The following is a 14,474-nucleotide window of genomic DNA, read 5'->3' as shown; positions in this document are numbered from 1 at the left end:
GCCGGCGCTCCGGGGGTGTCAGCCCGCGGTGCAGCTGAGCTGCGGCAGGGCGTTGACGCCCGAGTAGCCCGCCCCGAACCCGAAGCCGGTCGAACCCCCCACCGGGATCGTCCCGTTGTAGCCGGCGTTGGCCACCGTCACGGCCGCGCCGGACTGGGTGAGCGAGCCGTTCCACAGGTTGGTGATCCGCTGGTTGCCGCCGAAGGTCCAGCCGACCTTCCACGAACCGGTCGCCCGGGTACCGGTGTTGGTGATCACCACGTCCGCGTTGAAGCCGCTGCCCCAGTCACTGCTCACCTGGTACGTCGCGGTGCAGCCGCCCGTCCCGCCGCCGCCCGCCGGGGCGGTGGTGACGGTGAGCGCGGCCGAGGCCGGGCTGACGTTGCCCGCCGCGTCTCGGGCACGGACCGTGTAGGCGTACGCGGTGGCCGCGGTCAGCCCGGCGTCGGTGAAGGAGGTGCCGGCGGAGCTGCCGGCCAGGGTGCCCCCGCGGTACACGTCGTAGCCGGTGACGCCGACGTCGTCGGTGGAGGCGGTCCAGCCGAGGGTGACGCCGGTGGCGGTGACGGTCGGGGCCGTCAGGCCGGTCGGCACGGTGGGGGCGGTGGTGTCGGGGCCGGGCTCCACGCCGCCGAGCGCCGGGTGGGCGTTGCGCAGCAGCTCCTGGAACTGCGCCGAGAACCAGTGGCCCGCCAGCGGGGCGTTCGGCAGCGCACCGGACAGGTGGAAGTTGTTGCGGGCGTTGCCGGTGTACGTGGGGTCGCACATCCGGTCGAAGCCCTTGCCCTCGTCGTTGGCGATCTGCGAGCTGGCGCCGTCCGACTCGCCGGGCGGCTTCACCCAGACGTAGGCGTCGATCCCGGGCTCCGGCGCCGCCTTCGGCCGCTCGCCGAGGCCGGCACCGGACTGGTTGCACCAGTTTCCGGTCTGGAACCGGCGGTCGATCCGGCCGCCGTCCACGTACGCGTCCACCGTGGTCCGCGGGCCCGGCCCGGCGGGCCGCGCGGTGCCGCCCCAGCCGTTGCGGGAGGTGTCGATCAGCATGCCGACGCCCGGGTCGAAGCCCGCCGCCACGGCCTTCTGCCGGAACGCCCGGGCGTAGGACAGCTCGTCGACGTACCGGTTCCAGTCGACCCACGCACTCTGCCGGACCGAGGTGCCGTTGACCGTGTCGTCGACGGTGAAGTTCGGCTCGCGCAGCGCCGAGTAGTTGGCGGTGTTCACCACGAAGCCCTGGACGTTCGCCGGGGTGGACCCGGAGGCGTTGGCCGCCTGGTGGAGCAGGTTGACCGAGGGGTCGAGGTTGGAGTCCCAGCCCAGCCAGCCGTGGTGGCCGGCGTCGAGGTAGTTGTAGACGTTCGGGATCGCGCCCAGCCGGGCCAGCGCGTAGCCCACCCCGGCGACATAGTTGCCGTTGGCCTTCATGGCCTCGCACTGCGGGGTGGCGGTGGCCGTGCCGCCGGCGTTGGTGACCAGGTTGGGCAGGGAGTCGAGCTCGATGGTGGTGACGATCCGCAGCCCCGCGTAGGCCGGGTCCCGGAGGATCGCGGCGATCGGGTCGATGTACTCGCTCCGGTACCGGCCGATCTCGGTCGGGCCCAGCTCGCCGTTGGAGGCGAGGGCGGCGCAGTCGCGGCCCGGCAGGTTGTAGACGACCACCTGGAACACCAGCGGCCTGCCGGCGGCCTGCGCGACGGCCGCGTCCAGGTGGGCCCGCAGGCCCATCGAGCCGCCCACGCCGTCGATCGCGGCGATCCGGTCCAGCCAGACGGCGGTCGGCTGGTTCGCCACCGCGCTGCCGCCGGGCTCCGCGGCCGCCTTGGCCGACCACTCGGGGTTCACGTAGACGCCGGCGCCGACGTACGGGTTGTCGACCCGGGCGGCGGCTTCGGCGGGGGCAGGGGCGGCGGCTTCGGCGGGGACGGCGGGGGCCGCCTGGGTGGGCTGGGCGAGGGCGAGCGGCAGCACGGTGGCGGCGCTGAGCACCGCGGCGGCCGCGGCCGTCCGGAGACGGCGGACGAGGGGGACTGACACCGGCGGAATCCTTTCGGGTGGGGGACGGACCCTGGGGGTGACCGGGCCTTCGGCCTTGCGTGGATCTATGGGAGCGCTCCCATTCATGAGATGGACCAGCGGTGGAACGGGCCCGGAGTCATGGGATATGAAGCCACGGCGCCCGGAACACGTCAAGGAGTCCGGACGAAATCCGTGGGAGCGCTCCCTCACCAAGGCCGTTGAGGAGAATGGCGGTTGACGGCCCGCCAGCATTCCGATCGGAGACCCGATGAACGCCCGCCCCAGGATCGACACTGCCGGGCGGCGCGCCCGGCTGGCCGTACGGCAGTTGCTGACCCCCGGGTCGCGGGCCCGGACCGCCGAGGAGGTGGCGGAGTCCGTCCTCGCCCTGCACGCCAGCGATCCGTCCTCGGTGTTCCTCTCCGCCGGCGCCCGGATGACGGACCCCGGGATTCCCGAGGTCGAGCGGGCGCTGTACGAGGACGCCACGCTGGTCCGGATGCACGGCATGCGGCACACCCTGTTCGTCGTCCCGGCGGACGTGGCCCCGCTGGTGCAGTCCTCCACCACCCGCAAGGTCGCCGAGCGGGAGCGCCGCGGGCTGGTGGCCTTCGCCGCCGAGGGCGGGTTCGACGAGGCCTGGCTGGCCCGGGTCCAGGAGGAGGCGCTCGCCGCCCTCGCCGAGTCCGGCCACGCCAGCGGCAGCCGGCTCGGCGAACTGGTCCCCGACCTGCGGCAGGGCATCGCGGTGTCGGTCGGCAAGCCGTACGAGGCCGTCCAGACCATCGGCACCCGGCTGCTGCGCGTCCTCGGCATGGAGGCGGCGATCATCCGCCGCCGGCCGGTGGGGAGTTGGACCAGCAACCAGCACCACTGGGCGGTCCACCGGCCGTACCCGGACCTGCCCGTCGCCCAGGCCCAGGCGGACCTGGCCCGGCGCTGGCTCGACCGGTACGGGCCCGGGACGGTGGACGACCTCAAGTGGTGGACGGGGTGGACGGTCCGGGAGGTACGCGCCGCGCTGGCCGCCTGCGGGGCGGTCGCGGTGACGGTGGACTGCGGCACCGAGGAGCGGGAGGGGTTCGTGCTGCCCGAGGACGTCGAGCCGGTGCCGCAGCCCGAGCCCTGGGCCGCCCTGCTGCCGGGGCTCGACCCGACGCCGATGGGATGGCAGCTACGGGACTGGTACCTGCCGCCCGAGCACCGGGCCGAACTCTTCGACCGCTCCGGCAACATCGGGCCGACCGTCTGGTGGGACGGGCGGATCGTCGGCGGCTGGGCCCAGCGGGCGGACGGCGAGGTGGTGACCGAACTCTTCGGGCGGCCCGGCGTCGAGGCCACGGCCGCCGTCGCCGCCGAGGCCGACCGCCTCCGCGCCTGGCTCGGCCCCTCCCGCGTCACCCCCCGCTTCCGCACCCCGCTCGAACGCCGCCTCAGCGCGTAGCGGTGGCACCCGAGGCGCCTCCCGTCACACCCGCACCACATCGGCCGACCTCTCGCAGGACACCGCCCCTCACACCCCGATGGTCACCGAACGTAGCGGCTCGACTCCCGGCGGACCGTCCGCCCCCGTGGCCGGAACTCGTCGTCGGCGGCCGGATTCCGTCCGAACACCCGGCCGCCGTCACCCCCTTGACCTGCACAGAGCAGCTCTGAGCGGCGGCGATGTTTGCCCCGTAGCAGACTGAGCAGGAAACGACCGGGCCGCGACCGCGAACCGAGGGATGGTGAGTCCGGTGATACCCGTACGCCCGAACCGTGTGGCGGAGACCGAGCAACCGCCACGGAGTGTGACACCGCTGACCGAGGCTTCGGCCGAGGAGCATCTGCTCGGCATATGTTTCAAGATCGGGCCCCCGCGCCTGATCGGGGTCGAGGCGGAGTGGTTCGTCCATGACGACCGATGTCCCGACAGCCCGGTGGACCCCGATCGCGTCGCGGCCGCGCTGACGGCCCTGCCGACGCACCCCGACGGCCCGCGGTTTCCGGCGGGCGCCCGTCTGACCCGTGAACCCGGCGGCCAGGTCGAGCTCAGCTCCCTCCCCGCCGAGAGCCCCGAGAACTGCGCCGCCGACCTGCTGGCGGACCACGCCGCACTCCGTTCCGCGCTCGCCTCCCAGGGCCTGCGGCTCACCGGCAGCGGCACCGACCCGGTGGCGCGGGAGCGCCGGATGCAGGCCGCCCACCCCCGGTACCGCGCGATGGAGCGGTACTTCGACTCGGCCGGGCCGTGGGGCAGGATCATGATGTGCGGGACGGCGTCCGTGCAGGTGAGCGTGGACGCGGGCACCGAGCCGCGGTTCGCGGAGCGCTGGCAGCTGACCCACCGGCTGGGGCCGGTGCTGGTCGCGGCGTTCGCCAACTCCCCCCTGCTGGACGGCCGTCCGACCGGCTACCGGTCGACCCGGCAGATGGTGTGGTCCCGGATGGACCCGAGCCGCACCCTGGCACCGCCGCCGGACGGCGATCCGCGGGACGTGTGGTCGAGATACGTGCTGGACGCCCGGGTGCTGTGCGTGCGCCGCTCGGACGGGGTGCCCTGGACGGCGCCCGCCGGGCTGACCTTCCGGGACTGGCTGCGCGGCGCGGGCGATCGCGCCGCCACCCTGGCCGACCTGGACTACCACCGCACCACCCTGTTCCCGCCGGTACGGCCGCGCGGGCACCTGGAGCTGCGGATGATCGACGCCCAGCCCGGGGACGGCTGGCTCGTCCCGCTGGCCCTGGTGAGCGCGCTGCTGGACGACCCGATCGCCACCGACACCGCGCTGGCCGCCCTGGAGCGGCTGGACCACGACGGCGCCACTCCCCCGCCGCGCAGCGGCCTTTGGCAGCGGGCGGCGGTCCGCGGCATGGCCGATCCGGAGCTGCGGCGGGCCGCGCTGGTCTGCTTCGCGGCCGCCGACCGGGCGCTGGCCCGGCGCGGCGCCGACGGCCCGCTCCGCAAGGCCCTGGGCGAGTTCGCCGAACGCTACCCGGCCCGCGGGCGCTGTCCCGCCGACGACCAGCTGGACGGGCTGCGCGCCGACGTCCGGCCCGCTCCCGAGGAGGGCGCACCGTGCTGAACGCCGACCGCACCGACCCGAACGCGCTGCGCGAGCTGATCGCGGGCGAGCTGACCGCGGCCCGTGAGCGCACCGGGTCCCTGACCGACGCGGTGGACGACCGCGACCTGACCGCCCAGCACTCCCCGCTGATGTCGCCGCTGGTCTGGGACCTGGCGCACATCGGCAACCAGGAGGAGCTGTGGCTGCTGCGGAACGTCGGCGGCCGCGACCCGATGCACCCGGAGATCGACCCGCTGTACGACGCGTTCGAGCATCCGCGCGCCGAGCGGCCCCGACTGCCGCTGCTGCCGCCGAAGGAGGCCCGGCGCTACGCCCACGACGTCCGCGGGCGGGTGCTGGACCTGCTGGAGGCCAGTCCGCTGGAGGGGGCGCCGCTGCTGGACGCGGGGTTCGCCTTCGGCATGATCGCGCAGCACGAGCAGCAGCACGACGAGACCATGCTGATCACCCATCAGCTGCGCAAGGGTGAGGCGGTGCTGGCCGCTCCCCCGCCGCCGGCCCGGGTGGACCCGCTGCCGGCCGAGGTCCTGATCCCGGCCGGCCCGTTCACCATGGGCACCGACACCGAGCCCTGGGCGCTGGACAACGAGCGGCCGGCGCACGTGGTGGAGCTGCCGGACTACCTGCTGGACACCACCCCGGTCAGCAACGGCGCCTACCAGCGGTTCATGGCGGACGGCGGGTACTTCGACCCGCGGTGGTGGACGGCCGAGGGCTGGGCGTACCGGATGGAGGCGGGGCTGACCGCGCCGCTGTTCTGGTCCCGGGACGGCGGGCAGTGGCTGCGCCGGAGGTTCGGCGTGCTGGAGCCGGTGCCGGACGCCGAGCCGGTGCTGCACGTCAGCTGGTACGAGGCGGACGCGTACGCCCGCTGGGCCGGCCGGCGGCTGCCGACCGAGGCGGAGTGGGAGAAGGCGGCCCGGCACGACCCGGCGACCGACCGCTCCCGCCGCTACCCGTGGGGCGACGAGCCGCCCGGACCCGAGCACGCCAACCTCGGCCAGCGGCACCTCCAGCCGGCCCCGGTGGGCGGCTATCCGGCGGGCGAGTCCCCGTACGGCGTCCGGCAGTTGATCGGAGACGTGTGGGAGTGGACGGCCGGCGACTTCCACGGCTACCCGGGGTTCCGGGCCTGGCCGTACCGGGAGTACTCGGAGGTGTTCTTCGGCCCGGAGCACAAGGTGCTGCGCGGCGGGTCCTTCGCGGTGGCACCGGTGGCCTGCCGGGGCACCTTCCGGAACTGGGACTACCCCGTCCGGCGGCAGATCTTCTCCGGCTTCCGGACCGCCCGGGACGTGGCCTGATGTGCCGCCACCTCGCCTACCTGGGCGCCCCGGTGCCGATCCGGCGGCTGGTGGTGGATCCACCGCTGGGCCTGTACCGGCAGTCCTGGGCGCCGCTGCTGCAGCGGTACGGGACGGTGAACGTGGACGGGTTCGGCGTCGGCTGGTACGCGGACGGGGACGAGGTGCCCGCCCGGTACCGGCGGGAGGGGCCGATCTGGGCGGACGCCTCCTTCGCCGACCTGGCCCGGGTGGTGCGCACCCGTGCACTGCTGGCGGCCGTCCGCTCGGCCACCGACGGGTGCGCGGCGGGCGAGGCGGCGGCGGCGCCGTTCGCCGCGGGCCGCTGGCTGTTCAGCCACAACGGCGCGCTGCCGGGCTGGCCGGGCGGCTGCGCGGCACTGGCGGCCGAGCTGGACCCGGGCGAGCTGCTGGAGCTGGCGGCGCGCAGCGACTCGGCGCTGGTGTGGGGACTGGTGCTGCGCCAGCTGCGGGCCGGGGCGGCGCTCGGCGAGGCGCTCACCGAGACCGTGAAGCTGGTCGCCAAGCACACCGAGGCGCGGCTCAACCTGCTGGTCACGGACGGGAGTTCGATCGCCGCGACCAGCTGGGGCGACACCCTGTTCCACCGCACCGGGAGGGGGGTGCTGGTCGCCTCGGAGCCCTCGGACGAGGAACCGGGCTGGCAGGAGGTACCCGACCGCTCCCTGCTGCTCGCCACCGCGGCGGGCGTGACCGTACGCCCCATCGACTGATCATCCGACGACCCGAACCGAGCGACCCGAGCCGTTCGAGCGAACCGAGCGACCGAGCCGTTCGAGCGATCCGAGTGAAGCGATCCGAGTGAGAGGACGATCCGCCATGACCTTCGACATGACCCGGCTGCTGCCCGCCGACCACTTCAGCCACGCGTTGCGGCACGACGTGCAGCGGGGCCTGACCGCGAGTCCCAAGCGGCTGCCGCCGAAGTGGTTCTACGACGCGCGGGGCAGCGAGCTGTTCGAGCAGATCACCCGGCTGCCGGAGTACTACCCGACCCGGGCCGAGCGGGAGATCCTGGTGGCCCGCTCCCGGGAGATCGCCGGGCTGAGCCGGGCCAGAACGCTGGTGGAACTGGGCTCCGGCTCCTCCGAGAAGACCCGGCTGCTGCTGGACGCGCTGCGCGAGCTGGGCACCCTGGAGACCTACGTGCCGGTGGACGTGAGCGAGAGCGCGCTGGAGGCGGCCGGGCGGGCGCTGACCGCGGAGTACCCGGGGCTGGCGGTGCACGGGGTGCTGTCGGACTTCACCCACGGCCTGGGCGGGCTGCCGGCGGACGGCCGGCCCCGGCTGGTGGCCTTCCTCGGCGGGACGCTCGGCAACCTGCTGCCCGCCGAGCGCCGGGAGTTCCTGGCCGGACTGCGCAACGCGCTGGCGCCGGGGGACGCGCTGCTCCTGGGCACGGACCTGGTGAAGGACCCGGAGGTGCTGGTCGCGGCGTACGACGACGCGGCCGGGGTGACCGCCGAGTTCGACAAGAACGTGCTGAACGTGCTCAACCGGGAGCTGGGCGCGGACTTCGACCCGGCGATGTTCGACCACGTGGCGCTCTGGGACGCCGAGCAGGAGTGGATCGAGATGCGGCTGCGGTCGCGGCGGGCGCAGACCGTGAAGATCCCGGCGCTGGACCTGCCGGTGCACTTCGACGCGGGTGAGGAGCTGCGCACCGAGATCTCGGCGAAGTTCCGCCGCTCGCGGATCGCGTCGGAGCTGGAGGCGGTCGGGCTGCGGCTGACCGAGTGGTGGACGGACGAGGCGGGCCGGTTCGGCCTGTCGCTCGCGCGGCCGGCGGGGTCGGCCGGCTCGGCGTCCGACTGATCGCCCGGGTCGGCCGGCTCGTCCTCCGGGCGGTCGGTCGGCTGATCGTCCGGAGGCGGAATCGTTCGCCCCGCTTGTTAACTTCACGAACACACAACTTCTTGGCAGGCAATCCGATGTACAAGTCTTGAACATCGAAGCGTTACGATCCAGGCGACCTGACCGCAATGTCGAGGACCGGGAGTCTGGATCGTGAGCGTGACCCATCAGCCTGTGAAGGCGGAGGAGCGGTCCTCGGACCGCCTCGGCTTCGTGGTGTTCATCACGGCGGCCGCCGCGCTCGGCGGCTTCCTGTTCGGCTACGACAGCTCGGTGATCAACGGCGCCGTCTCCGGCATCCAGGACCGGTTCGCGGTCGGGGACGGCGTCACCGGGCTGATCGTCTCCTCGGCGCTGCTCGGCTCGGCGGTCGGCGCGGCCCTGGCCGGCCGGTTCGCGGACCGGTGGGGCCGGATCCGGGTGATGAAGGTCGCCGCGGTGCTGTTCGCGATCAGCGCGGTGGGCTCGATGCTCCCGTTCGGCGCCTGGGACCTGGCGTTCTGGCGGGTGCTCGGCGGCGCGGCGATCGGCATCGCCTCGGTGATCGCCCCGACGTACATCGCCGAGGTGGCGCCGACCCGGTACCGCGGCCGACTGGCCTCGTTCCAGCAGGCCGCGATCGTGCTCGGGATCGCCATCTCGCAGCTGGTCAACTGGGTGCTGGCGGAGTCCGCCGGCGGCGACACCCGGGGCGAGCTGCTGGGCCTGGAGGCCTGGCAGTGGATGCTCGGCGTCTGCGTGGTCCCGGCGGCGGTCTACTTCGCGCTGGCCGCACTGATCCCCGAGTCGCCGCGGTTCCTGATCGCCGCCGGCCGACTGGAGGAGGCCCGCACGGTGCTGCGCGGGGTCGAGGGCTCCGGCGTGGACACGGACCAGCGGATCGCCGAGATCCGCGACCTGATCGCCGCCGACCACCGCCCGGCCTTCCGCGACCTGCTCGACGGCCGGTACGGTCTGCTGCCGATCGTCTGGGTGGGCATCGGGCTGTCGGTCTTCCAGCAGCTGGTCGGCATCAACGTGATCTTCTACTACTCCTCCGTCCTCTGGCAGTCGGTGGGCGTCGAGCAGTCCGACTCGCTGCTGATCAGCTTCGTCGGCTCGGTGATCAACATCCTGGGCACGGTGGTGGCGATCCTGCTGGTGGACCGGATCGGCCGCAAGCCGCTGGCCCTGATCGGCTCCTTCGGCATGGCCGCCTCGCTCGGCGCCGCCGCCTGGGCCTTCGCCTCCGCCACCGGCAGCGGCACCGACGTCACCCTCCCCGACCTCCAGGGCACCGTCGCCCTGGTCGCCGCCAACGCCTTCGTGCTGTTCTTCGCGATGTCCTGGGGCGTGGTGGTCTGGGTGATGCTCGGCGAGATGTTCCCCAACCGGGTCCGGGCCGCGGCGCTCTCGGTCGCCGCCTCGGCGCAGTGGATCGCCAACTGGGCGATCACGGTCAGCTTCCCGGCCCTGGCGCGGTGGAACCTGTCGGCCACCTACGCGGTGTACGCCGCCTTCGCGGCCGGCTCGGCCGTGTTCGTGGTCCGGTACGTCCGGGAGACCAAGGGCGTCCGGCTGGAGGACATGGGCTGACCGGGGACCCGCCACCCGGACGTCGCACGTCGGACGTCGGACCTCGGCCGGGCTCGGAAGGCCTGCGGGCCGGCCGGTCCCGGCCGCCGCACACCCTAGCGCCGCCGGAGCCCGGCGGGGGGCCGAATCGTGCACTCGCTGCGACCCCGCGAACACCTCCGGTACTCATGGGCGGTGGGAGGGATGTGCTCTTGATCTTCAGTCGGATTCGTACCCGCAAGTCCACGCCCGCCGGGGTCTGCCCCTACGCACACCACGCGGCGCAGGTGGCGCCCGCCCGTACCGCGGTGCCGGGTCCGCCGGCCACGGACCACCTGCCGGACCTCGCGTCGGACCTCGTGCCGGACCTCGCGTCCGACCGGACGCCGGTCCGCTCGCCGATCGGGGAGGCGGTCGCGTTCGTCCGCCAGTTCCACCAGGAGCACCCGGCCGCCGGCGACCCGGCCGTCCGGATCCGCGAGGTGCTCGCCGAGATCGAACGGACCGGCACCTACCGCCACACGCCCGCCGAACTCGCCTTCGGCGCCAAGGTCGCCTGGCGGAACTCCGCCCGCTGCATCGGCCGGCTCTACTGGCGCAGCCTGGTGGTCCGCGACCGCCGGGAGGTCACCACGGCGGACGGGATGGCCGCCGAGTGCTTCGGCCACCTCCGGGCCGCCACCAACGGCGGCCGGATCCGGCCGGTGATCACCGTCTTCGCTCCGGACGCGCCCGGCCTCCCCGCCCCGCGGATCCGCAACGCCCAGCTGGTCCGGTACGCCGGCTACCGGGATCCGGACGGACACTGGACCGGCGACCCCGCCGGTGCGGAACTCACCACCCTGGCCCGGGACCTGGGCTGGAAGAGCGGGGGCGAGCGGTTCGACGTCCTGCCGCTGGTGATCCAGGAGCGGCCCACGGCCGACCCCCGCTGGTACGAGCTGCCCGACGACGTCGTCCTGGAGGTGCCGCTGCGGCACCCCGAGCACGGGTGGTTCGCCGAGCTGGGACTGCGCTGGTACGCCGTGCCGGCGATCAGCGACATGGTGCTGGAGATCGGGGGCGTCCGGTACCCGGCGGCGCCGTTCAACGGCTGGTACATGGGGACCGAGATCGGCGCGCGGAACCTGGCGGACGCCGACCGGTACGACATGCTCGGGACGGTGGCGGCGAGGCTGGGGCTGGACACCTCCAGCGACCGGACGCTGTGGCGGGACCGGGCGCTGGTGGAGCTCAACGTCGCGGTGCTGCACTCCTTCCACGCCTACGGGGTGACCATGGCGGACCACCACACCGAGTCCGAGCGGTTCCTGAGACACATCGCCCAGGAACAGCGCCAGGGACGGCCGACCCCGGCGGACTGGAGCTGGATCGTCCCCCCGGTCTCCGGCGGCCTCACCCCCGTCTACCACCGCTACTACGACCCCGTCGACCCCGACCTCCGCCCCGCCTTCACCTCCCGCGAGCCCTGGTGAACCGGGGCCGGTGACCGGCGCCTAGTGACCTGGGTCGGGGTAGCGGAGGGCCAGGCCGTCGAGGAGGGCGTGGAGGCCGGTTTCGAAGGCGCTCTCGTCGATGGTGCGGCGGTGTTCGGCGAGGAGGTGGGCCTCGCCGAGATGGGGGTAGTCGGCGGCGTAGACGGCGGCGTCCTCGGGGAAGCCGGCGGCGAAGGAGCCGAGGGCGGAGCCGGTGATGAAGTACCGCATCAGGGCCCCGATCCGGGTCGCCTGCCCCCGTGGCCACCCCGCGTCGACCAGGCAGCCGAACACCGCGTCGGCGAGCCGCAGGGCGTTGGGCCGCCGCCCGGGCCCCTGGGCGAGCACCGGGACGACGTTGGGGTGGGCGGCGAGGGCGGCCCGGTAGGAGCGGGCCCAGTCCCGCAGCGGCTCGCGCCAGCCGTCCGGGGCGTCGAACATCGACAGGTCGACCTCGCCCATGACGCTGTCCACCACGGCGTCCAGCAGCTCGTCCTTGGTGGCGAAGTGGTTGTAGAGCGAGGGTCCGCTGACCGAGAGCTCGGTGGCGAGGCGTCGGGTGGAGAGCGCGGCCAGGCCCTCGGCGTCGACCAGGGCGAGGGCGGCGACGACGATGCGCTCGCGGCTCAGCAGGGGTGTGCGCGGGCGGGGCATCGCCGCCTCCTCCGGTCGGACGGATGATCGTCTGGTGCGATCGTGCGATCGTCATTCTGGCAAGTCCCCCCTTCCCAGCTCGCCCGGGGTGGGCTATGGTCCGGATTAAACTTGCAGCGCTAGTTTAACGAGGTGCCCGCCGACATGGACCTGGAGCTGTCCGAGGAGCAGGCCGCCGTCAGGGTGCTGGCGGCGGAGTTCACCGACCGCGAGATCGCGCCGTTCGCCGCCGAGTGGGACCGCGCCGAGTCGGTGGACCTGGGCGTGGTCCGCAAGCTCGGCAAGCTGGGCTTCCTGGGGCTCACCATCCCGGAGGAGTACGGCGGCAGCGGCGGCGACCACCTGGCGTACTGCCTGGTGCTGGAGGAGCTGGGCCGTGGCGACTCCTCGGTGCGCGGCATCGTGTCGGTCTCGCTCGGCCTTGTCGGCAAGTCGATTTACGGTTACGGCACCGAGGAGCAGAAGCGGCACTGGCTGCCCCGGCTGACCTCCGGCGAGGCCCTGGGCTGCTTCGCGCTGACCGAGCCCGGCACCGGTTCGGACGCGGCCAACCTGACGACCCGCGCGGTACGCGACGGCGGAGACTGGCTGATCACCGGCGCCAAGATGTTCATCACCAACGGCACCTGGGCCGAGGTGGCCCTGGTCTTCGCCCGGACCGGGGAGGCCGGCCACCGCGGCGTGACCGCCTTCCTGGTCCCCACCGACCTGCCCGGCTTCGAGCGCCGGCTGATCCACGGCAAGCTTGGCCTGCGCGGCCAGGCCACCGCCGAGCTGGTGCTGGACGGCGTCCGGGTGCCCGACAGCGCCCGGCTCGGCCCCGAGGGCAAGGGCTTCTCGGTGGCGATGTCCGCCCTGGCCAAGGGGCGGATGTCGGTGGCCGCCGGCTGCGTGGGCATCGCCCAGGGCTGCCTGGACGCGGCCGTCCGGTACGCCACCGAGCGGGAGCAGTTCGGCCGGCCGATCGCCGGGCACCAGCTGGTGCAGGAGCTGCTCGCCGACATCGCGGTGGACGTGGACGCCGCCCGGCTGCTGACCTGGCGGGTCGCCGACCGGATCGAGCGCGGTCTGCCGGTCGCCACTGAGTCCTCCACCGCCAAGCTGTTCGCCAGCGAGGCCGCGGTGCGGGCCGCCAACAACGCCCTGCAGGTGTTCGGCGGCTACGGCTTCATCGACGAGTACCCGGTCGGCAAGTACCTGCGCGACGCCCGGGTGATGACCCTCTACGAGGGCACCAGCCAGATCCAGAAGCTGCTGATCGGGCGATCCCTGACCGGCGTCAACGCGTTCCAGAGTCCACAAGACCCACGAGACCCACGAGATTAGGAGCCCGACGAAGTGCGTCCCGTCTACTTCGCCGCCGCCCGCCGCACCCCGATCGGGCGGCTGCGCGGCGCGCTGTCCACGGTGCGGCCGGACGACCTCTCGGCCGCCGTCCTGCGCGGCCTGCTCGCCGACGTGCCCGCGCTCGACCCGGCCCGGATCGACGACGTCTACTGGGGTGCCGCCAACCAGGCCGGCGAGGACAACCGCAACCTCGCCCGGATGGCGGTGCTGCTGGCCGGCCTCCCGGAGTCCGTCCCCGGCGCCACCCTCAACCGGCTGTGCGCCTCCGGCATGGAGGCGGTCACCACCGCCGCCCGCACCATCGCCGCCGGCGAGGCGGAGGTCGTGGTGGCCGGCGGCTGCGAGTCGATGAGCCGCGCCCCCTTCGTGCTCCCCCGGCCGGACGAGGCCCTGCCGCACCGGATGGAGACCTTCGACACCCGGCTCGGCTGGCGGCTGACCAACCCGCGGATGAAGGAGCTGCACGGCGTCCTCAGCATGGGCGAGACCGCCGAGGAGGTGGCCACCCGGTACGGCGTCACCCGCGAGGAGCAGGACGCATTCGCGCTGCGCAGCCACCAGCGCGCGGCCACGGCCCGCAAGGACGGCCACTTCGACGCCGAACTGCTGCCGGTGGAGCGGCCGGACGGCGTGCTGGTCACCGAGGACGAGTCCATCCGCGAGGACACCACCCTGGAGAAGCTGGCCCGCCTCAAGCCGGTGTTCCGGCCCGGCGGCACGGTCACCGCGGGCAACGCCTCCCCGATGAACGACGGCGCCGCCGCCCTGCTGCTGGTCAGCGAGGAGGCCCTGCGGGAGCTGGAGCTGGAGCCGCTCGGCCGGTACGCGGCGGGCGCCTCGGCGGGCGTGCACCCGGACGTGATGGGCATCGGTCCCGTGCCCGCCACCCGCAAGGTGCTGGGCCGGCTCGGCTGGCGGGTCGAGGACGTCCAGGAGGCCGAGTTCAACGAGGCGTTCGCGGCCCAGGCCCTGGCCAGCGTCCGGGAGTTGGGCTTCGACCCGGAGCTGGTCAACCCGAGCGGCGGCGCCATCGCCCTCGGCCACCCGCTGGGCGGCTCCGGCGCCCGCATCCTCACCACCCTGCTGCACCGGATGCGCCGCACCGGCGCCCGGCGCGGCCTGGCCACCATGTGTGTCGGCGTCGGACAGGGCAGCGCCGTACTCGTCGAGAAGGACTGAGG

The 14,474-nt window shown here is 73.8% G+C and carries 11 protein-coding genes; 9 read left to right on the top strand and 2 right to left on the bottom strand.

Annotated elements, in window-relative coordinates; genetic code table 11:
* Positions 1 to 18: 18 nt before the first annotated feature.
* On the bottom strand, positions 19 to 2,121 hold the full coding sequence (locus ABWK59_RS27500; RefSeq protein ID WP_420492859.1) for a glycoside hydrolase family 6 protein: 2,103 nt from the start codon (positions 2,119 to 2,121) through the stop codon (positions 19 to 21).
* A 163-nt stretch (positions 2,122 to 2,284) separates the two neighbouring features.
* Here ABWK59_RS27500 and ABWK59_RS27495 point away from each other — a divergent pair, with 163 nt between their 5' ends.
* The 7 genes from ABWK59_RS27495 (at position 2,285) to ABWK59_RS27465 (ending at position 11,292) form a co-directional block, all read left to right on the top strand.
* A complete protein-coding gene (locus tag ABWK59_RS27495) occupies positions 2,285 to 3,460 on the top strand; it encodes a winged helix DNA-binding domain-containing protein (protein ID WP_354643325.1) in 1,176 nt (391 codons plus the stop codon).
* Positions 3,461 to 3,806: 346 nt separating this feature from the next.
* Complete coding sequence (gene egtA / locus ABWK59_RS27490; RefSeq protein ID WP_354643324.1) at positions 3,807 to 5,081, top strand: ergothioneine biosynthesis glutamate--cysteine ligase EgtA; 1,275 nt, start codon at positions 3,807 to 3,809, stop codon at positions 5,079 to 5,081.
* Positions 5,075 to 6,388 carry an ergothioneine biosynthesis protein EgtB gene (gene egtB, locus ABWK59_RS27485; protein ID WP_354643323.1) on the top strand — a complete coding sequence of 438 codons (1,314 nt, stop codon included), beginning with the start codon at positions 5,075 to 5,077 and terminating at the stop codon, positions 6,386 to 6,388. Before egtA ends, egtB begins: the two co-directional genes overlap by 7 nt.
* Positions 6,388 to 7,122 (top strand): ergothioneine biosynthesis protein EgtC, encoded by a 735-nt coding sequence (gene egtC, locus ABWK59_RS27480; protein WP_354643322.1) that lies wholly within the window; start codon positions 6,388 to 6,390, stop codon positions 7,120 to 7,122. Before egtB ends, egtC begins: the two co-directional genes overlap by 1 nt.
* A gap of 106 nt (positions 7,123 to 7,228) precedes the next feature.
* Positions 7,229 to 8,224: an L-histidine N(alpha)-methyltransferase gene (gene egtD, locus ABWK59_RS27475; RefSeq protein ID WP_354643321.1), complete on the top strand. Its 996-nt coding sequence runs from the start codon at positions 7,229 to 7,231 to the stop codon at positions 8,222 to 8,224.
* Positions 8,225 to 8,416: 192 nt separating this feature from the next.
* Positions 8,417 to 9,838: a sugar porter family MFS transporter gene (locus ABWK59_RS27470; protein WP_420492858.1), complete on the top strand. Its 1,422-nt coding sequence runs from the start codon at positions 8,417 to 8,419 to the stop codon at positions 9,836 to 9,838.
* A 338-nt stretch (positions 9,839 to 10,176) separates the two neighbouring features.
* Entirely contained in the window at positions 10,177 to 11,292 is a 1,116-nt protein-coding gene (locus tag ABWK59_RS27465; RefSeq protein ID WP_420492953.1) for a nitric oxide synthase oxygenase, read from the top strand.
* Positions 11,293 to 11,313: 21 nt separating this feature from the next.
* On the opposite strand, the gene ABWK59_RS27460 is transcribed toward ABWK59_RS27465, so the two are convergent.
* Positions 11,314 to 11,946, bottom strand: coding sequence for a TetR/AcrR family transcriptional regulator (locus ABWK59_RS27460; RefSeq protein ID WP_354643318.1), 633 nt, complete (start codon positions 11,944 to 11,946; stop codon positions 11,314 to 11,316).
* A gap of 144 nt (positions 11,947 to 12,090) precedes the next feature.
* On the opposite strand from ABWK59_RS27460, the gene ABWK59_RS27455 reads away from it, so the two are divergent.
* Positions 12,091 to 13,272, top strand: coding sequence for an acyl-CoA dehydrogenase family protein (locus tag ABWK59_RS27455; protein WP_354645120.1), 1,182 nt, complete (start codon positions 12,091 to 12,093; stop codon positions 13,270 to 13,272).
* A 12-nt stretch (positions 13,273 to 13,284) separates the two neighbouring features.
* On the top strand, positions 13,285 to 14,472 hold the full coding sequence (locus ABWK59_RS27450; RefSeq protein WP_354643317.1) for a thiolase family protein: 1,188 nt from the start codon (positions 13,285 to 13,287) through the stop codon (positions 14,470 to 14,472).
* The last annotated feature ends 2 nt before the right edge of the window (positions 14,473 to 14,474 follow it).

Origin of the sequence: Kitasatospora sp. HUAS MG31, from assembly GCF_040571325.1 — a bacterium.
GTDB classification, from domain to species: Bacteria; Actinomycetota; Actinomycetes; order Streptomycetales; family Streptomycetaceae; genus Kitasatospora; species Kitasatospora camelliae.
This window is presented reverse-complemented; position numbering and strand designations above follow the sequence as displayed.

What these genes read in the sequence shown, in the direction of transcription:
- ABWK59_RS27500 (WP_420492859.1), bottom strand. Translation starts at nt 2,121, where the DNA reads ATGAATGGGAGCGCTCCCATAGATCCACGCAAGGCCGAAGGCCCGGTC.
- ABWK59_RS27495 (WP_354643325.1), top strand. Translation starts at nt 2,285, where the DNA reads ATGAACGCCCGCCCCAGGATCGACACTGCCGGGCGGCGCGCCCGGCTG.
- egtC (WP_354643322.1), top strand. Translation starts at nt 6,388, where the DNA reads ATGTGCCGCCACCTCGCCTACCTGGGCGCCCCGGTGCCGATCCGGCGG.
- egtD (WP_354643321.1), top strand. Translation starts at nt 7,229, where the DNA reads ATGACCTTCGACATGACCCGGCTGCTGCCCGCCGACCACTTCAGCCAC.
- ABWK59_RS27460 (WP_354643318.1), bottom strand. Translation starts at nt 11,946, where the DNA reads ATGCCCCGCCCGCGCACACCCCTGCTGAGCCGCGAGCGCATCGTCGTC.
- ABWK59_RS27455 (WP_354645120.1), top strand. Translation starts at nt 12,091, where the DNA reads ATGGACCTGGAGCTGTCCGAGGAGCAGGCCGCCGTCAGGGTGCTGGCG.